16 protein-coding genes are annotated in these 18,880 nt (G+C 57.7%); 5 read left to right on the plus strand and 11 right to left on the minus strand.

The genetic code is table 11. From position 1 onward, the window contains the following. Window positions 1–7: 7 nt before the first annotated feature. Complete coding sequence (meaB, locus tag K3754_RS14135; RefSeq protein WP_259938126.1) at window positions 8–982, minus strand: methylmalonyl Co-A mutase-associated GTPase MeaB; 975 nt, start codon at window positions 980–982, stop codon at window positions 8–10. A 78-nt stretch (window positions 983–1,060) separates the two neighbouring features. Between meaB and hrpB the strand changes: the two genes are divergently transcribed. Then, complete coding sequence (gene hrpB, locus K3754_RS14140; RefSeq protein ID WP_259938129.1) at window positions 1,061–3,475, plus strand: ATP-dependent helicase HrpB; 2,415 nt, start codon at window positions 1,061–1,063, stop codon at window positions 3,473–3,475. Window positions 3,476–3,568: 93 nt separating this feature from the next. Here hrpB and K3754_RS14145 read toward each other — a convergent pair whose 3' ends face one another. From K3754_RS14145 to K3754_RS14170, 6 genes are all read right to left on the minus strand, one after another. Beyond that, window positions 3,569–4,060 carry a hypothetical protein gene (locus K3754_RS14145; RefSeq protein ID WP_203210486.1) on the minus strand — a complete coding sequence of 164 codons (492 nt, stop codon included), beginning with the start codon at window positions 4,058–4,060 and terminating at the stop codon, window positions 3,569–3,571. Further along, window positions 4,057–5,700 (minus strand): DUF1387 domain-containing protein, encoded by a 1,644-nt coding sequence (locus tag K3754_RS14150; protein WP_259938131.1) that lies wholly within the window; start codon window positions 5,698–5,700, stop codon window positions 4,057–4,059. Before K3754_RS14150 ends, K3754_RS14145 begins: the two co-directional genes overlap by 4 nt. Next, a complete protein-coding gene (locus tag K3754_RS14155; RefSeq protein ID WP_259938133.1) occupies window positions 5,697–6,677 on the minus strand; it encodes a dipeptidase in 981 nt (326 codons plus the stop codon). Before K3754_RS14155 ends, K3754_RS14150 begins: the two co-directional genes overlap by 4 nt. A gap of 185 nt (window positions 6,678–6,862) precedes the next feature. Then, a complete protein-coding gene (locus K3754_RS14160) occupies window positions 6,863–7,369 on the minus strand; it encodes a fasciclin domain-containing protein (RefSeq protein WP_259938135.1) in 507 nt (168 codons plus the stop codon). A 169-nt stretch (window positions 7,370–7,538) separates the two neighbouring features. Next, complete coding sequence (locus K3754_RS14165; protein WP_259938137.1) at window positions 7,539–8,231, minus strand: anti-sigma factor domain-containing protein; 693 nt, start codon at window positions 8,229–8,231, stop codon at window positions 7,539–7,541. Further along, a complete protein-coding gene (locus K3754_RS14170; protein WP_203210481.1) occupies window positions 8,228–8,770 on the minus strand; it encodes a sigma-70 family RNA polymerase sigma factor in 543 nt (180 codons plus the stop codon). Before K3754_RS14170 ends, K3754_RS14165 begins: the two co-directional genes overlap by 4 nt. Before the next feature lie 159 nt (window positions 8,771–8,929). Here K3754_RS14170 and K3754_RS14175 point away from each other — a divergent pair, with 159 nt between their 5' ends. The 4 genes from K3754_RS14175 (at window position 8,930) to K3754_RS14190 (ending at window position 11,964) form a co-directional block, all read left to right on the plus strand. Then, on the plus strand, window positions 8,930–9,541 hold the full coding sequence (locus K3754_RS14175) for a 2-hydroxychromene-2-carboxylate isomerase (RefSeq protein ID WP_203210480.1): 612 nt from the start codon (window positions 8,930–8,932) through the stop codon (window positions 9,539–9,541). A 42-nt stretch (window positions 9,542–9,583) separates the two neighbouring features. Then, window positions 9,584–10,426 carry an NAD(P)-dependent oxidoreductase gene (locus K3754_RS14180; protein WP_259938139.1) on the plus strand — a complete coding sequence of 281 codons (843 nt, stop codon included), beginning with the start codon at window positions 9,584–9,586 and terminating at the stop codon, window positions 10,424–10,426. Between the two features lie 213 nt (window positions 10,427–10,639). Next, window positions 10,640–11,611, plus strand: a complete 972-nt coding sequence (locus K3754_RS14185) for a PleD family two-component system response regulator (protein ID WP_203210478.1) — start codon at window positions 10,640–10,642, stop codon at window positions 11,609–11,611. Continuing rightward, window positions 11,608–11,964 carry an Hpt domain-containing protein gene (locus K3754_RS14190; protein WP_259938140.1) on the plus strand — a complete coding sequence of 119 codons (357 nt, stop codon included), beginning with the start codon at window positions 11,608–11,610 and terminating at the stop codon, window positions 11,962–11,964. The genes K3754_RS14185 and K3754_RS14190 overlap by 4 nt, the downstream gene beginning before the upstream one ends. Window positions 11,965–12,047: 83 nt before the next feature. Here K3754_RS14190 and K3754_RS14195 read toward each other — a convergent pair whose 3' ends face one another. From K3754_RS14195 to K3754_RS14210, 4 genes are all read right to left on the minus strand, one after another. Next, window positions 12,048–12,425 carry a response regulator gene (locus tag K3754_RS14195; protein ID WP_203210477.1) on the minus strand — a complete coding sequence of 126 codons (378 nt, stop codon included), beginning with the start codon at window positions 12,423–12,425 and terminating at the stop codon, window positions 12,048–12,050. A 12-nt stretch (window positions 12,426–12,437) separates the two neighbouring features. Beyond that, the gene (locus K3754_RS14200; RefSeq protein WP_231024094.1) at window positions 12,438–14,105 is read right to left on the minus strand and encodes a PAS domain-containing sensor histidine kinase; all 1,668 of its coding nucleotides are present in this window, start codon (window positions 14,103–14,105) and stop codon (window positions 12,438–12,440) included. 148 nt (window positions 14,106–14,253) lie between these two features. Next, window positions 14,254–17,322 carry a CHASE domain-containing protein gene (locus tag K3754_RS14205; protein WP_259938144.1) on the minus strand — a complete coding sequence of 1,023 codons (3,069 nt, stop codon included), beginning with the start codon at window positions 17,320–17,322 and terminating at the stop codon, window positions 14,254–14,256. A gap of 410 nt (window positions 17,323–17,732) precedes the next feature. Continuing rightward, complete coding sequence (locus tag K3754_RS14210; RefSeq protein WP_259938145.1) at window positions 17,733–18,782, minus strand: TIGR03032 family protein; 1,050 nt, start codon at window positions 18,780–18,782, stop codon at window positions 17,733–17,735. Window positions 18,783–18,880 lie beyond the last annotated feature (98 nt).

Here is an 18,880-nt window from a genome sequence, read left to right on the forward strand (position 1 = left end):
AAGCGGGTTACGCCCTGCCAAGCTGATCCACAAAATCTTGCGCCGCTGCTGCCGGATCAACCGCGCCTTCGGCAACCTTATCCCCCAGATCGGCCAATGCGGCCTGCGCGTCGGGCGCCTGCAATCGTGCCAAGAGCCGCTGTTTTACATCTTCGTTGAACCAATACCGCGCCTGGGCGGCACGGGTTCTGTCCCAAAACCCATTGGCGCGGCGCCAGTCCGTGAGCGTTTCCAGCGCCTCCCAAGCCTCGCCCAGTCCGTTTTCCTGCAATGCCGAAACGGTCATCGCCTTGGGGTAGCCATCGGGATCTTGCGGCCGTTTGCGCAGCAGACGCAGGGCGCCGGCATAATCGGCGCAGGTGCGCGTGGCGGCGGCTTTCAAATCGCCATCTGCCTTGTTGACCAAGATCACATCGGCCATTTCCATGATGCCGCGCTTGACGCCCTGCAATTCATCGCCGCCTGCCGGGGCCAGCAGCAACAAGAACAGATCAGACATTTCCGCCACAACGGTTTCGGATTGGCCGACGCCCACGGTTTCGATCAACACCACATCAAAGCCGGCCGCCTCACAAAGGCGCACGGCCTCGCGGGTGCGGCGGGCCACGCCGCCCAGGTGGGTCTGACTTGGAGACGGGCGGATAAAGGCATTTGGATCGCGGCTCAGCTGGTCCATCCGGGTTTTGTCGCCCAGGATCGACCCGCCAGAGCGGGATGATGACGGATCGACCGCAAGCACCGCTACGCGCTTCCCCTGCGCGGTCAACATCATGCCGAAGCTCTCGATAAAGGTCGATTTGCCCACCCCCGGCGTGCCGGACAGGCCAATGCGCAGCGCCTGACGGTCTTGCGGCAATGCGGCGAGCAGCGTGGTGGCCGCCGCGCGATGATCGTCGCGGGCCGATTCAACCAATGTGATCGCGCGGGCAAGGGCACGGCGCTCTCCGGCGGTGACCCGTTGGGCAAGGTCTTGAATATCCATGCCGCTTTTTCGCGGGACAGCGGTGAAATGTCCATCCCCTGCCCTTGGCGCGGCCCTCTGTTTCCCTGATAAAGCGCTATGTCATTTGCTTTGCCCATCGACGACGTATTGCCGCAGGTCCTTGCCGCCCTGCGCAGCACAGGCCGCGTGGTGCTGCAAGCGCCGCCCGGTGCGGGTAAAACCACCCGTGTGCCGCTGGCCATGCTGGAGGCAGGTTTGACCGAGGGGCGCATCCTGATGCTGGAGCCGCGCCGCCTTGCCGCGCGCGCAGCGGCGGAGCGGATGGCGGCCACTTTGGGGCAAGAGGTCGGACAGACCGTCGGCTACCGTGTGCGCGGTGCCTCGGCAATCAGCAAAGAGACCCGCATCGAAGTGGTGACCGAGGGTATCTTGACCCGCATGTTGCAAGGTGATCCGGATCTGCCCGGTGTCGGCGCGGTAATTTTCGACGAATTTCATGAACGGTCCCTCAATGCCGATCTGGGGCTGGCGCTCTGTCTTGAGGTGGCCGGGGCGCTGCGCGATGATCTGATGCTGGTGGCGATGTCTGCGACACTGGACGCCGCCCCGGTGGCCGAGCTGATGCAGGCGCCGATTGTGACATCCGAGGGGCGGTCGTTTCCTGTTGAGTCGCGCTGGTTGTCTCGCCCAATTGGCAAAGAGCGCTTTGAGAATGCGGTCTCTGATCTGGTTCTGGCCGCGCTGGCGGAGGCGAAGGGATCGGCGCTGGTGTTTCTGCCGGGGGAAGGCGAAATCCGGCGGGTTGAAAGCCTGCTGGCCGCGCAGGTGCCGAAAGACTGCACCATCGCGCCGCTGTTCGGGGCGATGGATTTCAAAGCGCAACGGACCGCGATCCGCCCTGCACAAACGGGGCGCAAGGTGGTCTTGGCCACCTCGATTGCAGAAACATCCCTCACGATCGAAGGCATCACGATCGTCGTGGATGGCGGGCGGGCACGTCGGGCGCGGTTTGACGCGGCCTCCGGCATGTCCCGACTGGTCACGGAAAAGGTCACCCGCGCCGAGGCCACACAACGGGCGGGCCGCGCGGGCCGGATGTCCGAAGGAGTAGCCTACAAGCTGTGGACCAAGGGCGAAGAAGGGGCATTGGCCGCCTACCCGCCCGCCGAGATCGAGGCGGGGGACCTGACAGGATTTGCGCTTGAACTGGCGCTTTGGGGGGCGCAACCAGACGATCTGGCCTTTGTTACGCCGCCCCATGAGGGGCGTCTGGCCGAGGCGCAGAATGTGCTGCGGATGTTGGAAGCGTTGGACGCTCAGGGCCGGATCACCGCACATGGGCGGGCCTTGGCGCGGCTGCCGCTGCATCCCCGGCTGGCGCATATGGTGGCCAAAGGCGGCCCGCTGGCCCCGACATTGGCGGCGCTGCTGGCGGAACGTGATCCGCTGCGCGGCGCGGGTGTCGATCTGTCCTTGCGCATGGCGGCCATTCGCGGCCAAGGCGGCGCGGCACAGGCCCATGCGCCAACGCTGGCCCGCATCCGGCAGGAGGCCAAGCGGCTGGCGAAGGGCCAGAACGGCCCCGGTTCTGACGATATCGGGGTTTTGGCGGCCCTGGCCTATCCGGACCGGGTCGGCCTGCGCCGCAAGGGGGACGCGCCGCGCTATGTGCTGTCTGGCGGCAAAGGGGCAGTGATGCCGCAGGGCGATGCGATGGCGGGGGAACGTTTGATCGTGGCCACCGATCTCGATGGTGATCCGCGCGAGGCCAAGGTTCGGCAAGCCGCCCGGATCAGCGAGGCCGATCTGCGCGAGGTGTTTGAAGATCAGATCCTGTGGCAGGACGTCTGCGCCTGGTCGCGACGCGAAAACCGTGTGTTGACCCGCCAGCAGCAGCGTTTTGGCGCATTGGTTCTGGAAGATCGCAACTGGCCAGACGCTCCGCCAGAGGCTGTGGCGCTGGCGATGCTGGACGGCGTTCGGCAGTTGGGGCTCTTGCCCTCCGCCGCAGCGCAGCGGTTTTTGTCGCGGGCAGCCCTGATGGGCGAAGGGTTTCCCGACTTTTCCGATGCACATTTGATGGCGACACTGGAGGAATGGCTTTTGCCGCATCTGACCGGGGTGCGCAGCGCGGGGGACTGGAAGGGGTTTGATCTTTTGCCGGCCCTGCGCGGGCGACTGGATTGGGATCAGACCCAGGCGCTTGACCGCGCCGCCCCCGCGCATTTCGAAACGCCGCTGGGCCGCAAGGTTCCAATAGATTATTCCGGCGCGCAGCCGCAGATATCGCTGCGGTTGCAGGAGGTGTTTGGCGTCACACGGCATCCGAAAATCGCAGGACAACCCTTGCAGATTACCCTGCTGTCCCCCGCCCAGCGCCCGGTACAGGTGACAACGGATTTGCCGGGGTTCTGGGTCAGCTCTTATCTGGATGTGCGCAAGGACATGCGCGGGCGTTATCCGCGCCATCCATGGCCCGAAGACCCCACCGTGGCCGATCCGACCCTGCGGGCCAAGCCGCGCGGGACGTGATAGGATGTGCGGCTGCGCCGCATTCTATTTTGGTGATGGGGGGGTGTTTGCCCCCCAAACCCCCCAAGAATATTTAGGGCCAAAAAGGGGGGATCAGTCGTTGTCGGTCAGACCGGCCCCTGCCCCGGCAAGGCGGGAGGCTTCGGTTTCGGGAACCAAAAGGCGGGCCGCGAGAGTTTGCATTTTAGCCGCCAGTGTATCGGGCAATGTGACGCGTTTGGCGGGTGTTTGGACGGCCTGTTGATCGAAGGTCTGGGATACAGTGAGTTGACTGCCGCAGAGTATCGCGGTGCAGGCGAAGGATTGGGTTTGGGCATAGCTCAGCGTGAGTTCGGGCAGTGGACCGGCGGGAATCATTGCCTCATGCTGCCGGGCTTCGGCGCAGGCCATCAGCAGCACCGGCAGATCGAGGATCGGGCCGTTTGGCAGAGCGTCAAGCGCCGCACCCAGATCCGCGGCGGGACGGCCCGCAATGAGGTGGCAGGCCGCAGCCCGGCCAAAGGCATATGCCTGCGCCACGGGGGCACCACCACCGCGCGCGGCCTTTGCGGCAAGGTTCATCACTTCATTTGCGGAACCGATCATGGGGCAAACACCGGCAGCCACCAGTCATCTGCTGATGCGTTCAATTCATGCGCAAGCGGCGCGCCCTGACACAGGGTGATCCGGGTCCAGCGATCCGATTTGGGGTCAAATTTCGACGCGCCAAAGAACGACAGTTTGCAGCGCAGCATGTCGATGGGCAGGCAGGAGGTCGCGATCAGATTATCGCGGATCTCGGCATAGGGATGCACCGCGCCCAGTTGCACACGCTCCACCGCCATGGCGTGCTGCGGGTGGTCCGACAGGAAGGTTGAAATGGGTTGATCCTCATCCGGCAGCGCCATCTGGAGCGCTTTGATCTGACGTCCGATGTCCAGCGGACTTTCCAGTTCTGCGCCGGGCTCGGAAAAGCGCAGGCCAAGGCGGGGTTCCTGTTTTGCTTCAGACACATACCAGAACTGGCCGCAGCCGGTGTCTGCATCGTAATCCGGCACAAGCGCCCAATTGAAGTGGCTGCGGATGCTGTCTTGCAGGGCGGTGGTGCCCGTCAGCGGCGGGCAAAACGGGCCTTGCGGGTCGGCCATGCAACCGCACAGGCCGTCGACCAGATCACCAAAGGGTTCGATCACCAGTGCCGCCATCAATTCCTGCACATCAAAGCTGAAGCGGGCGGCCTGTTCCATCGCTTTGTCCAGCGGATGCGTGCCATCAAATTTCAGATCTGACAGGACCGACTGCCAATCCGCCCGCAAGGTCACGATGCGGGCCTGATGTTCGGGGTCCGGTACATCCCATTCCGCCAGATGCCGTGCGGCGCGGATGGCCAGTTGCATCAGGCGGTCCTGCTGGGCTGGGCTGAGCGTTTCAATGGCCCGGACCCGTGCCAATGCAGTCTCACGCGCCATCATCCAATTGTTGAGCAGCACCGGATGGGTCACCAGAAACGGCGCCATGCCAAGGCCGGTGGAATTGCCGATGCCCAGATGGCGCTTGATCCGGGGATCCAGCTTGGCGCCGCCCACATGTTCGACCAGATCATGAGTGAAATGCCGGATCAGCCAGACCGTCAGCATTTCAGCAGCGAACGGCCCTTCCAGACCGGGGCGATCCGCGATCAACGCCCGATCCGCGATGCCAAATTTGCCGTTGCCATAGACCGCCGTGGTGCGCATCAGATAGCCTACGTCGCGGATCATCTTTTCATCCGGTTGCTGACCATCCTGCAAGGCCTGCACCACATGGGCAAAGAGCCGCACGGATTTGTTGGCACGGCTGAGAACCAGATCACGTTCGGTGAACCGGGCCGCCTCCTGTTTGGGGGCGGCAGCGGCGATCCGGGCGATTTCTGCTTCGTCCGGCACCCCGTCATAAAGGACATAGGCACTGTCCCACGCGGTGGCGATCACCCGATCCGTGCGCAACTCAGGTGGCAGATCGGTGGAGATGGCCACCAGAGAATATACATGACCGCCAAATCGCAGCGAATAAACAGCATGGCCAAAACCGTCTGCGTCCATGTTCCAAACCGGCCGGGCGACATGGGCGTTTTCCTGTGCCAGACGCCGGATCATACTGCGCAGAAACGACAGCCGGGTGGGAAACATCGATCCCATCCGCGCCAGGCGCATCACCTCATCGGGAGGGCGCAGGGGCATTTGTGGTGGGATCACATCGTCCTTCATGCCGGGCCAAAACTTTCGCTGTAGAACCGCGCCCAGTTGCCGCCCATGATGCCGTCAACTTCGGAAACGCTCAGCCCCGCATTGGTCAAGCCATTGCGAATGTTTCCAAAATCGCGGTTGTCATTGAACCAGTTTGGCATCGGGGGAAAGCCCGCGTTGCTGGCGGATCCTTCGCCATAGTCGATGCCCTTGGTCCAGCGGCCCACACGCATCCATGTGACGATGCTGTCGGGCTGGTTCTGGCAAAGATCTGTGCCAATACCGAGGTTCTGCGCCCCGTATCGGTCAGCCGCCTCTGCGATCATGGTGCAGAAGCTCTCAATCGTACAATCAGAGCCGCCCGCGAGGTGGTGTGGATAAACCGAAAAGCCAAGCATCCCCCCTGCCTTGGTCAAGGCTTTGAGCACCTCGTCTGATTTGTTGCGCAGCGCGGCATGCCACCAATGCGGATTGGCATGGGTGATGGCAATCGGGCGGGTCGAATGGTCAATCGCCTCCAACGTGGAGCGGTCCGCAGAATGGGACATGTCCACCACCATGCCGACGCGGTTCATCTCAGCCACCACCTCGCGGCCCATGCGGGTCAGTCCGGTGTCGTCCTCCTCATAACAGCCCGTGGCCAGTAAGGATTGGTTGTTATAGGTCAGCTGCATGAACCGGATGCCAAGTTGATGGCAAATCTCGACAAGGCCGATGTCGTCTTCGATTGGGCTGGGGTTTTGGAAGCCGAAGAAGATCGCGGTGCGTCCAGTTTCTTGGGCCAGCTCCACATCAGCGGCGCTTGTGCCCTTGAAAATCAGATCGGGATGGTCCTCAAACCAGCGGTTCCAGCGTTCGAGGTTCAGAACCATTTCGCGAAAATTCTCGTGATAGGCGATGGTCACATGCACTGCATCCACACCGCCCTGCCGCATCTGTTCGAAGATCGCGGGAGAGAAATTGGCATATTGCAGATTGTCAATCAGGGGGGCTTTCATAACGTCAGCATGCGTCCGGCGCAGCATTTTCTCAACACAGAAAACGACCTGTAGGTCAAAATGCAGCGTCGCTCCTGATCAAGTGGCGTTGCGTTTGCAGCGCGAAATACAAACCGGACCGACATGCAGGCACATCGGTCCGGTGGCACCATTTAAGCAAGTGGGGTGGTCACTTGCGGCACTGGTTACTTCGGTACGAGGACGTGATCGACGACATGGATCACGCCATTGGATTGTTTGACGTCAGCGATGGTGACTTTGGCGGCATTGCCGCTTTCGTCGTAGATATAGACATTGCCGCCCCGCACCTGTGCGGACAGCGCATCGCCTGAGGCTGCGTTGAAGTGATAGAACCCGTCATTGGATGCCTTTGCCTTGGCCGCGATGGTCGCCGCGGACCAATCGCCCGGCACCACATGGGCCGTCAGAACCTTGACGAGCATATCCTTGTTTTCTGGCTTCAGGAGCGTTTCAACGGTGCCCGCTGGCAGCGCTTCGAAGGCGGAGTTGACGGGTGCAAAGACCGTGAATGGCCCTTCGGAATTCAAAGTGTCCACCAGACCTGCGGCTTTGACCGCGGCCACAAGTGTTGTGTGATCGGCAGAGTTGACCGCGTTTTCAACGATGGTCTTTTTCTCGAACATCGCCGCGCCGCCCACATCGGGGTTGGCTGCGAAAGATGCGGTTGCCATCAGGGCTGCTGCTGCGGTTATTGCAAATTTGTGAAACATTGTGGTCGTTACCTCCAAAAACGCCACCCCATCGGCGGCTTGTAATGAAGATACGGAGCGGGGTGGCGGAGAGTTTCAAAATAGTTGAAATTCTCTCGCGAATTTCAACAACACCTTGAGTTCAGGCCTTTTAAATTTCTTCCAAAGCACCAAGAGCGCGAATTTCGCCCGTCGGGCTGCCGCCTGGCGCGCCGCCAATGGGCTCATCCGTGATGGCGAGGGTGACTTGTCCCAACTGACCAGACAGCACATCAGGCAATGCAATGCGCATGACCTCCGCCTGCGGCAGCACGCCGAGAGACAACGGTGGTTGCTCTGGCAAAATCGCCCAAAGCTCTAGCACACGCCCCTCGGGCGCAGCGCCTGCGACGCGGCGCAATCCAACCTCGTTGCTGCCTGCCTCAACAATGGCCAGAAGTTCAAGCGGGCCGGCTTGCCCTTTGAGTTGTGCCGCCAGTATCGGCACCTGCACTTCTGGCGGCGCGGGGCGCAGCATCGGAATGGCGAGATAGGCAAGCAATCCGATCGCAGCAAAGCTGATACCCTTCCACACCCAGAGCCGTTCCAGCAATGGAACCTGCTGTTTCGGGAAGAGATCCTTGAGCAGTTTTTTCTTGATCTTGCGCGGCGGTTTTACCGGGGCGATATCGTCCGTCAGCCGTGCAAAGCTTTCTTGCCATGCGGCCACTTTGATCGCGAACTGGCGGTCATTCGCCAGCTTGAACCGAGCATTGGCCAGATCTTCGCCTTCGGAAAGGCCGAGCGCATATTCTGCCGCCAGAAACGCATCATCTTCCGGCGGGATTTCCTGCGGTTCGGTCATTGGCTCATACACTCCCGCAGGGCAATCAAGCCGCGGCGCAGCCATGTACGCATCGTGTTGAGCGGTACGTTGAAACGATCCGCCAGATCGGCATAGCTTTGCCCGTCCAGATAGGCTCCGCGCACCGCCAAGGCGCGATCCGGCTCAAGCGCATCAAGACAGCCAATCAACCGCTTGGCCTCTGATCCGGCAACGGCGGCCTGTTCCGGCGACGGACCGGGCGCAGACAGCTCAAGCCCCGGGGTGTCAATGTCCTGATGCCCGCTTTTCCGCGCGCGCAAACGGTCGATCGAGGTATTGCGGGCAATGGTGATCAGCCAAGTCATCGGAGACAGACCATTTGATTGGTATCTATCCGCATTGTTCCAGATTTTGACAAAAGTATCCTGCATCGCATCCTCAGCCGCGGCCCGTTTGGACAAGACACGCAGGCAAACCCCAAAGAGTTTCGCGCTCACTTGATCATAAAGCATGTCAAAGGCCGCGCGGTCTTTGAGCGCAACGCGGGCAATCAGGTTTTCAATTTCGCGGCGATCCATGCCGGTGTTGCCTATTTCCTAGGGTGTTGACCAAAAATGACCTGCGCGGCGCAGAAGTCAAATCCGCACTTTTCCCCCTGCCACATGTCTTTGGCTTTCCTCACTGCGCCAGACCTGATTAGGTTGCCGCATCTGCCATCTGCAACAGAAAGACCCGCCATGCCAGCGACGCCGATTATCGAGTATTTCTATTCTGCCCATTCCGCCTATGCCTATCTTGGCGCATGGGAGCTTGACCGTATTGCAAAGGCCGCAGGGGCGCAGGTTCAGCACCGTCCGTTTGACTTTATGCCGGTGATGGATGCGGCAGGCGGCAGGCGGTTCAAGGACCGGACGCAGGCGCATGTCGATTACTTCTTCGGGCGCGAGATGGTGCGTTGGGCCGAATGGCGCGGTCTGCCGATGATCCGCCATCGTCCTACGTTTCATGACAATCCGCTGCATTTGGCCAATGGAATGATCATCGCATCGGACGATCATGCGCCCGCGCTGAGCAAGGCAATCTTGCAAGCCCATTGGCGGGATGATGCGGATATTGCCGATCGGGCCACCTTGATCACACTTGCCGAGCAAATTGGATTGGACGGAAACGCCCTGTTGCTGGCCGCCGAAACGGATGCAGTGCAGGCCCAGCATGATGCCAACACCCAAGAGGCCATCGCCCGAAACGTCTTTGGCTCGCCCACCTATTTCGTCGGCGGGGACATGTTTTATGGTCAGGACCGGCTGGACATGGTGGCGCGGGCATTGGACAAACCCTTTGCCGCCTAGGCCCTGATCGCCACGGGTTCACACCATTCGAAAGGACATCTCATGAAACTCAAGAAAATCGTTCTCACCGGTGCCGCGGGGCGGCTTGGCTCTTATCTGCGCGAGCCACTGAGCCAGATGTGCGACACCTTGGTCAGCACCGATATCGCCGATGATATTGGCAAGCTCCACCCAAATGAGACCTATGAGCAAGCTGATCTGGCCAGCTATGACGCGGTGTTTCCGGTTCTGGAAGGCGCTGAAATGATTGTACATTTTGGTGCCATCGTGGACGAAAAACCTTTTGAGGAGTTGCTTGGCCCGAACTTTGTCGGCTCCTACAATATCTGGGAGGCCGGGTATCAACAGGGCGTACGCCGGATTGTCTATGCGTCGTCTATCCACGCCGTCGGGATGCACAAGAAGTCCGACTTCATTGGCGTTGACGCGCCGCACCGCCCGGACACATTCTACGGCCTCGCCAAATGCTTCACCGAAGACCTGGGCAGCATGTACTGGGACAAACGCGGGCTGGAATCCGTGCATCTGCGCATCCTGAGCGCGGCACAGGTCAACAACGCCCGGGCTTTGGGGTCTTGGCTGTCTTATGATGATCTGATCCATCTGGTCACGCGGGCGGTCGATACACCATCGGTCGGATTCAGCATCATTTACGGTGTGTCCAACAATGACCGCGTCCCGGTCGACAACACCAAGGCATCGTTCCTCGGCTATCGGCCCAAGGACAACGCCGAACAATTTGCCGAAAAAGTGCTGGCTGAAACCCCTGCCCCCGATTTGACCGATCCTGCCGAAATATTGCAGGGCGGACCTTTTGCCAAAGTTGATTTGGGGCAGAGCGGGATCGCACAGATGAAAATCGTGAATGACAAGAAGACCATGTAGTTTGGTAATAAATGAGGCCGAACGTACCATTTCCGACACGCCTGCCCCCCGTTTAGAGGGGGGTGGGTTAAAGCGATGTAAATAATTGCAGATAATTTGACCTAGAATTCAGAATTTTCTGATCTCCGCCCAAATTAGGCCATGTTTCCCGTTCAGATTGGTAACATCGCAGTCAAAGCTTTTGGCGCATATAAACGGTTTTTGGAGTTTGAAATGAGAATCCTGGCGGTAGACGATGATCCGATCATTCTCGAATTGCTCACGCAGTTCGTGATGGCAATCGGCGATCATGATCTGACCACAGCGGACAGCGCAACAGAAGCGCTGGTTGTTCTCGAAAACCCCAACACCCCCGAATTCGATTGTTTCCTTTTTGACGTTCAAATGCCCGCAATGGACGGGATCAGCCTGACCCGGTCTGTGCGCAGCATGTCCACCTATGCGGACACGCCTGTTCTGATGCTGACCGCGATGGCGGACAAACGTTACGTGGACGCGGCCTTTGCAGCCGGAGCCACTGACTACGTTACCAAGCCATTCGACATTGCAGAGCTGACCGCACGTGTCACGATGGTTGAAGGGCTTGTCGAGTCCCGCCGGGAACGCAATCGCAAGATTTTCGCAACGCAGGGGCTGGCAGAACCAGAAGCCCATGTGGAGCTTTATGAGCCGATTTCGATTTATGACGTGGAAAACGTCATCGATTATATGGCGATGGAAAACTACGTTGAACAATTGTCGCGCAGCGCCTTGTTCGGCTCGACGACCTTTGCCTTCACCATCCGTGAAGTGCTCCAGTTCCATCAAAGCCTCAGCTCTTTCGAGTTCTATAGCCTGATCTCTGATGTGGCGGAGATTATTTCCGACACGCTTGAGGGCCATCAATACCTGATGTCTTACGCCGGAAACGGCACCTTTGTGTGCATCACTGAAAGCGGCTGGCGTCCTGACATGGGCCGGTTGATGGATGCGGTGAATCTGTCGCTTGCGCAGACCGAGCTCTACAACAATAAAGGCGAACGTTTGCAGGCCCGCGTGAGCGCTGGCGAAGCCGTGCGTTTGATCTGGAAATCTGGCGCCTCCCTGATGGATGCGATGGCGCAGGCCCATGCCAGTGCCGAAAATGCCAGCTTGGCCTTTGAGCAATCCAAACATGACTTTTGGCAGATGGGGCAAACAGCGTGAAACGGTTCAATTACGAATTACCCGGCATGTCCGAAATTCGGACTCGATTTATCGACCTTCTGGCCGAACGGCGCGAGCAAATCGCGTCTCATACTGTTGCAGCCTGGGACGCAAAGAACCCCGACGACATCAAGACCAACCTTGCCGCGGCACAAGCCACATTGCACCAGATAGCCGGCACAGCCGGATCGCTGGGCTTTGGTCCTTTGGGCGACACCGCCCGCGCCTGCGAAATCCGCATCATCAAACACCTCGAAGACAACGATGGCAGATCGCTGACCTGCCCTGGTGATCTGATTGTGGAACTGGATGAATTCGTCGTGCAATGCCGGGCTGTGTCCCACCCGAATTGATTGATCAAAATTGAGGTAGAACGACAAAGGGCCCGCGCGGGCCCTTTTGCATTTCTCAGGTTGTTTTGAAAGTGATCGCAGTGTCAGGCGTCGATCTTGGCCATCGCCTCTTTGATCTGATCGGACAGGGTCATCGGGTCAAACGGCTTGGTGATCACCTCGACATTGCCTATCGCCCGCAGTTCATCCATGTCCGATTGTTGGGTGCGGGCTGTCATAAAGATCGCCGGAACCTCGGCCAGATGGGGCATCTTGCGCATGTGTTGCAGTGTCTGAAGACCGGTCATGCCCGGCATCATCATGTCCAACAGGATGACATCCGGCGTTGAGTTTTCAACTTCGGACAATGCCTCATCCCCGGATTCGCATTGAATAATGGCAAACTCTCCCGAGATGCCCAGCGCCATCATCGCAATTTCCCGGATATCAGCATCGTCTTCGACATGAAGTAAGTTGATCATCTGCGTTCCCTTTTACGAGGCTTCGCGGAACTCTTCTTCTGCCCTGTCGCCATCTTCTGCGCACTGCGTCTGCGGGAGAACAAAATAGAACGTCGTTCCGACATTCTCTTCCGTTTCAAAGCCTATAGTGCCTCCTAGACTTTCCACGATGGCTTTGCAAATACTCAAACCCAAGCCTGTACCACCTTTAGAAGATCTATCCGAATTTTCCAGATCTGCAAAGCGTTCAAAAATCTTGTGATGATCGCTGCTTGGGATGCCCGGACCCTCGTCCGTGACGGACACCCGCAGGCTTTCATCAAGCTGCTGAACTTCGATGACGATCTTGCCGTTCGGCTTGGAAAATTTGCAGGCGTTGGACATGAAGTTGGTCAACACCTGAATGATCCGGGTGGAATCTGTCTTGACCGGAATTGGCTTGTCGATGCCCTTGGTTTCCACCTGAAGCGCAAAGCGTTGTTGCAGCATTTCGGTGGCATGGTTGGTTTCGCGTACAAGGTCGGACATGTCACAATCTTGCAGATCAAAGTCCATGCGACCGGCAGAGATTTTCTCAAGGTCCAGAATATCGTTGATAATCAATACCAAACGGTCCGCATTGCGGTGTGCAATGCCAAGCAGTGCCAGCGCCTTGTCCGGCAGCTCGCCGGTGGCATTGGACAACAGCAGTCCCATGGACCCCTTGATCGAGGTCAAAGGCGAACGCAATTCGTGGCTCACCATCGCGATGAAATCGGATTTCTTACGTTCTTCGGCAACGCGGTCAGAGATATCGTTCAGCAAGATCAGGAACCGGTCTTCGGCATTTTTGACCCGCAGCAGCTTGATGCTGACGTAAAACGGTCTGCCCTTCAGAACCGTTTCGAAATGGGTCATGCCCTCGCCATTTTCTTTCAGCTCCCGGCAGGCGCTGACAATAGCCTTCGCGCCGCGGTCCTGGGCGATATCACCCAGTGATTTTTCCTTGTAATTACTCTTGGTCCAGTCGGTGCGGCGCATTGCCGCCCTGTTCATATAAGTAAAGCGCTCGCTGTCGGCATCGACAATCCAGATGTCATCGCGGAGCTCTTCCAATGTTTCCATTGTTTCTTGCTCGGCCAGCAGTTTTTTCGTGCGCGTGATGTCCGTGCGCGCGGCAATGGACCCGGTCCATTCTCCCAATGCATCGAACAACGGAATCACAGTTGTATGCGTGTGCATCACAGTGCCGTTCTTGCGGCGCAACGGGGTCTCACCCTGCCATGTCTCGCCGCGCAGCAAAGTCTTGCGGATCTCATCCGCCTTGGATTGTCCATTGCTTTCACAATAGAGAATTTTAACAGGCTGACCGATCAATTCGTCACGTGCATAGCCGGTCACATCAAGAAATTGGTCGTTCGCTTCGCTCACACAATGATTTGTGTCGACCACATTGACCATTACATGCCGGTCCAGAACGCCCAGGCGTTGGGTCAAGGCGACATTGTCGATATTGGCTTGTTGTTTGACCGCATGGCGATTCAGGAAAACCGGAATCATACCCGCCAGCGCGATCGCGCCGCCAATGGGGATGAACATGTCCAGCAGGAAACTCGAAGGGGACGCCATAAGGGCGCTGGTAATCGCATACCAACCTGTCGCCGCCAATGTCCCGACGGCGAAGGCCCTTGCGGAGGTCTTGCTAGAAATAATGTCTGCCACAATCCTGCCCTCACACTCAAATCTGTATCGCTTTCGCCCGCTTAAATGACCGGGACGCAACTCAACATTTTTGAAACCTTGCACAAGCAAACTGGCAAGAATGTGGCAGCGGCAACATTTTTAATGAAAAAGACCCTCAATCCGGTCTTTAAGACACTTTTGCCATCCGAGAAGAGACATATTCCGCAATTGTCGACAATTCTGTTCGGGATTTCTCCAAATTGACCGTCACCCGGCTGTCGCGGCGCCTGTTGCCGTCTGAAGACAAGCCCAGAACCGTAACATTCGGTAGGATTTGGTCAATGTCATCAAACAGTTCAGAGGCATCCCCGTCAGGCAGAGACCAATCCACGATGAGCAGATCCAGATTGCCGTTCTTGATACATTTTCGGGCTTCTTCCAGACTGCCGGCATGGGTGACATCCGCCACCTTTGACAGGCCGGATTTGACCACTTCGGCAAAGTCATAATCGTCTTCAATATGCAGCACGCGGGCTTTTCCGCGCCTTGGAAGACGCTTGACGTTGGGTGCCGCAACGGGATCATCCAGCGTATCTTCGGCGGTTGACGGGTAGGTGAACCAAAAGACCGTGATGCCATCGGGCGTGCTTTCAAAGCCTATTTCGCCCTGGTGGCGCGTCACGATCTGTTTGGTGATATTCAAGCCAAGTCCGGTGCCACCCTTCGCACGTGTGTCAGAGCTATCGGCTTGAGAAAAGGCCTGGAACATCAGTGGCTTAAAGTTGTCAGGAATGCCTGGGCCGCGGTTTTGAATGTAGACAATGACTTTGCCTTCCAATTGCTCGGCCTTTATCAACACCTCGGTTTCGGGGTCTGAATATTTGCAGGCATTCGAGATGAGGTTGGCCAGCACCTGTTTGCTTCGGTTGAAATCGGCACTGACGTTCAAGGGCTCGTCGGGGTGCTCAAATCGCAAGGTGTTCTTGTGGGTGGTTGCAAATGGCGAATTCTCCCGCACTGCCTCGTTGATCAATGCAGTCATGTCGAGATCCTGAAAGACAAAATCCACCTCGCCGGATGAAATCTTCTCAAGATCCAGAATGTCGTTCACAATGGTCGTCAGGCGTTCGGTATTGGACAGCGCGATGTCGATCAGGCGTTTCTTGGCATCTTCCAGCTGATCCGACCCAGTGGCCAGAACCAGCCCCAATGCGCCCTTGATCGAGGTCAAAGGTGTGCGCAACTCGTGGCTGACGGTTGAGACAAATTCATTCTTGATCTGCTCGATCTTTTTCTGGTCGGTGATGTCGATGATCTGCGAGATAAAATAGTGTTCGTCCTTGTTTTTGTCATAGGCCCAAGTCGTGTGAAACAAGCCCCAGCGCTCGGTTCCATTGCTGTTCACGATGCGATGTTCCCCGGTGTAAACATGGCTGCCATCGCTGTTCATCAAATCGCTGATCGCTGAATAAAGCTTCTTGCGTTCGTCCTTGGACATCATGTCCGGCATGCGCACATTGGCCAGCAAATCTTCCTCACTGTAGCCGGCAAGGGCGCAGAACGCGTCATTCACCCCAAGAAATCTACCGTTATTGTCCATCAGCACCATGCCAATCGGCGCGGCCGACAGCACCTGTCGGAAACGTTTTTCGCTGGCCTCAAGCGCATGTCTGGAATTGTGCAGTTCAGTAATATCGGCTTGCGTGCCGATCATCCTGAGGGCTTTGCCCTCTTTGTTGCGGTTCACCACGACCGCCTCTGATCGCATCCAGCGCCATTCGTTGTCCGAAAACTTGATCCGGTATTCTGAAATGGAGCGGGCCGTTTTGCCCTCGATACAGGCGGCGTCGTTGGCCAGCAACACAGGTAGGTCTTCCGGATGCACACGGCTTAGAAAGTTGTCCTGTGCGTCAATGTCGGTTTCTGATGGATCAACTCCCATGATCTCGCGCCATGTGTCCGTGACATCGGAATGACCGGTCTCAAGGTTCACGTCAAAAACGCCGATCCCCGCCCCCTGCAAGGCCTGATCATAGCGGATCTTGGTGATCCGTATCTCCTCGCGGGCTTCGGTTTCGCGGGTCAGATCGCGCACAATCGCGGTGACGCGGGGAGCCCCTTCAAAGGTGGTCCATTCATTGTAGTGCAGATCCAGGACCAGCTCCGCCCCTTCGCGGGTGGTGCCTGTGGCGTTAACGCCGGATGTCTCATCCTGATCGTGCGCCGCCGAAACCAGATCGTCAAAGAGCAACCCCTTGATCTGCCGAGGAGAATAACAAAAGCTTTCTTGTGCAGCCTGGTTTGCGAAAAGGATCTTTCGCTGCCCATCAAGGATAAAGACAGCCGTCACAGCGTTTTCGACAACGGCGCGGTTCTCTTCCTCGCGGGCACTGATCTGACGCTCGCGCAATTGGGCCAGCTCATGGGTTGCATCGCCCCGTATGCGCAGGCTGCGCACCGAAAACACCAGCATCGCCGACAACACCAAACCGCCGATCAAAAGCGTCCAAGCCATGGTGTTGCGGAACGTTGCCTCGAACGGCAACGTGCTTTCATACAGCACCGTCCACTTGCGACCGTAGTTTTCAAATGTATAGGTCGCTGTATATTTTCCGCTTGGCGCTTCGCTGTCGGATTCGCTGGCGTAAATCAACTGGTCCATGTTTGTCGTGGTGCCATCAAACACAGAAAATTGGTAAACAACCCCTTGATTGGCGGTCAGGTTGGTCAGCAGATTGCGGCCCACAAACGGGGCATAGACAAACCCTTTGAAACGCGACACCGCCGGATCGGGCCGCACTTCGCCTGTGTCGTTATAATAAACAGGCCGAAGCAACAGAAAGCCCGGTTGGCTGCTGTGTTCCTGCACCAACAAAATGCGCGGCGTCAGTTGCGGCAATCCGGTTTCCCGCGCCGCATTGGCCGAATTTCTGCGACCTTCTTCAAACGAGATATCAAGGCCGAGCGCCTCTACATTGGGGCCAATCGGGGAAATCCGGTTGATGATGTACTTTTGCGCGTTGTCAGTCAGCGGATGAATGTTCAAATCCGGCTCACCCAGAGCGGCCATCTCATCAACCAGTTGCTGTTCCTGACCCGACTGAATGGGGGTTATATAGCCAATGCCGTTGATCCCCGGCAGATATCTCTCGATTTCCAGCTGAGAAACAAACCGATCGAATTCGGCGCGTGTCACTTCGCTAGAGGATTCCAGGAACGCGGCCGTTGCATTGAGGCTGCTCAGATAGGTGCTCATCCGGACTTGCAGGGTTTCAATACTGTCATCCGTCAAGCGCCGGAATTCAGCGTTCGCAACCTTGGCGTTCGTGCGAACGCTGTTTGCAAAAAGACCGAGGATGACCAGAATACACACACATCCCAGCAGAATCTCAAGTTTGCGCAATTGATCGCACCTTGTTTTTTGTGACTGCCGAGCGGTGCAAAGCTTCTGCTTCGATCACGACCCCGCACCAAATCAAGTCAATTGTTCTTTTCTATCCTCAGTTGATAAGTAGGTTTTTTCAACCAATCAATCAATTTTCCGGTGAGAACAGACAAGAGCAGTAAACTGCAGCATTTTCGCCCGTCAAAATTAACCCAAGATTAACCCAGCCGGAATTTCTCTCTATTCATGGTTGAAACAAGAACAACGCCTTTACTAGCGCATCACCGACCAAGCTGGCTTTCAGGGCGGAGGAAAAACCGGATTTCATCGCTTCGAAAACCCAGCACCCTTGGCCGTTTGACATCAGTGAGCACTGCCACGTCATAAAGTTCCTGCACCACGCCTTCGATCTGCAGCATGTGCTCCAACTCGCCTGTTTTGAGGTTCACCACACACAGGCCGCATTTTGGGCTCAGCCCCTGTTGCGCCAAGCGGGCATCAAGCATGAGCCCTTCAAACGTGCGGTTCTCGCGCGGGCGCGACAGGCCGATGACCGCATAATCGCCGACAAAGGACAATCCACGCGCAAAGCCGGGCAAAAAACAAATCGGGTTGAACCGGCCGGTTGCAAGATCCATCTCGCCAAATTCGCCAGTGCCGGTTTGCAAAATCCATAGCCGTCCCTGATGCAACCGCGGGGAGTGCGGCATGGACAGCCCGGCCGCAACGGGTGCCCCGCTTGCCACATCCAAAACCATGCCCCCGTCCCGGCGATGGTCACGCCAGCCATCGGCGACGTTGGTTTGGCCAACAAGGCTGACATAGCGTGGCCCCATGTCATCCGCGGCCATGCCATTGAGGTGGCAACGGTCTTCGGCTGTCAGCCGATCAGTAAAAGGGGGCCGCCAAACTTCGGCAAAGCTGCCCGTATGGCTGAGCGTCGCCAGGCAATTGAAACGCGTGGCCACAAAAAGCGGTGTGCCATCCGGCTGTACGTGGATGTCATGCACGTCAATGTCGCCTGTGGTATGGCCTGCAATCGGGACGTAGGTCGCATCAAAGCCATCCTGAATGACGCCTTGATCATGGAAGTTCTCGAACTGCCAAAGCTGATAGAGCGAGGACATCCAGAACCGGCGTTGCCCCACCCCCAAGCCCATGCAGTGATCAAAGGTGCGTTCAAAGACCGCCAGCTTCCCGTTCGACTGGGCGCCAACCAAAAACAACTTGCCGATTTGATAGGTCGTAAACGCAATCGACAGATCCTGCACTGCCAACCACGCAGCGAAAGACTCTGATCCGGTCAGTGAAAACAGTGGAGTATCTGTCATGATCTCTCCCTCCCCGAAGGGGCTGGAGCTAGCCTAATATCACAGGCCGCCATGACAAACCGCAAACAGATCATCTGCACGTCCTGCCCCGTCCCCGG

It is taken from the genome of Sulfitobacter sp. M368 (genome assembly GCF_025141875.1).
Classification (GTDB): domain Bacteria; phylum Pseudomonadota; class Alphaproteobacteria; order Rhodobacterales; family Rhodobacteraceae; genus Sulfitobacter; species Sulfitobacter mediterraneus_A.

What these genes read in the sequence shown, in the direction of transcription:
- K3754_RS14160 (WP_259938135.1), bottom strand. Translation starts at nt 7,369, where the DNA reads ATGGCAACCGCATCTTTCGCAGCCAACCCCGATGTGGGCGGCGCGGCG.
- K3754_RS14195 (WP_203210477.1), bottom strand. Translation starts at nt 12,425, where the DNA reads ATGATCAACTTACTTCATGTCGAAGACGATGCTGATATCCGGGAAATT.
- meaB (WP_259938126.1), bottom strand. Translation starts at nt 982, where the DNA reads ATGGATATTCAAGACCTTGCCCAACGGGTCACCGCCGGAGAGCGCCGT.
- K3754_RS14150 (WP_259938131.1), bottom strand. Translation starts at nt 5,700, where the DNA reads ATGAAGGACGATGTGATCCCACCACAAATGCCCCTGCGCCCTCCCGAT.
- hrpB (WP_259938129.1), top strand. Translation starts at nt 1,061, where the DNA reads ATGTCATTTGCTTTGCCCATCGACGACGTATTGCCGCAGGTCCTTGCC.
- K3754_RS14180 (WP_259938139.1), top strand. Translation starts at nt 9,584, where the DNA reads ATGAAACTCAAGAAAATCGTTCTCACCGGTGCCGCGGGGCGGCTTGGC.
- K3754_RS14210 (WP_259938145.1), bottom strand. Translation starts at nt 18,782, where the DNA reads ATGACAGATACTCCACTGTTTTCACTGACCGGATCAGAGTCTTTCGCT.
- K3754_RS14185 (WP_203210478.1), top strand. Translation starts at nt 10,640, where the DNA reads ATGAGAATCCTGGCGGTAGACGATGATCCGATCATTCTCGAATTGCTC.
- K3754_RS14170 (WP_203210481.1), bottom strand. Translation starts at nt 8,770, where the DNA reads ATGGATCGCCGCGAAATTGAAAACCTGATTGCCCGCGTTGCGCTCAAA.
- K3754_RS14155 (WP_259938133.1), bottom strand. Translation starts at nt 6,677, where the DNA reads ATGAAAGCCCCCCTGATTGACAATCTGCAATATGCCAATTTCTCTCCC.
- K3754_RS14205 (WP_259938144.1), bottom strand. Translation starts at nt 17,322, where the DNA reads ATGAGCACCTATCTGAGCAGCCTCAATGCAACGGCCGCGTTCCTGGAA.
- K3754_RS14165 (WP_259938137.1), bottom strand. Translation starts at nt 8,231, where the DNA reads ATGACCGAACCGCAGGAAATCCCGCCGGAAGATGATGCGTTTCTGGCG.
- K3754_RS14175 (WP_203210480.1), top strand. Translation starts at nt 8,930, where the DNA reads ATGCCAGCGACGCCGATTATCGAGTATTTCTATTCTGCCCATTCCGCC.
- K3754_RS14145 (WP_203210486.1), bottom strand. Translation starts at nt 4,060, where the DNA reads ATGATCGGTTCCGCAAATGAAGTGATGAACCTTGCCGCAAAGGCCGCG.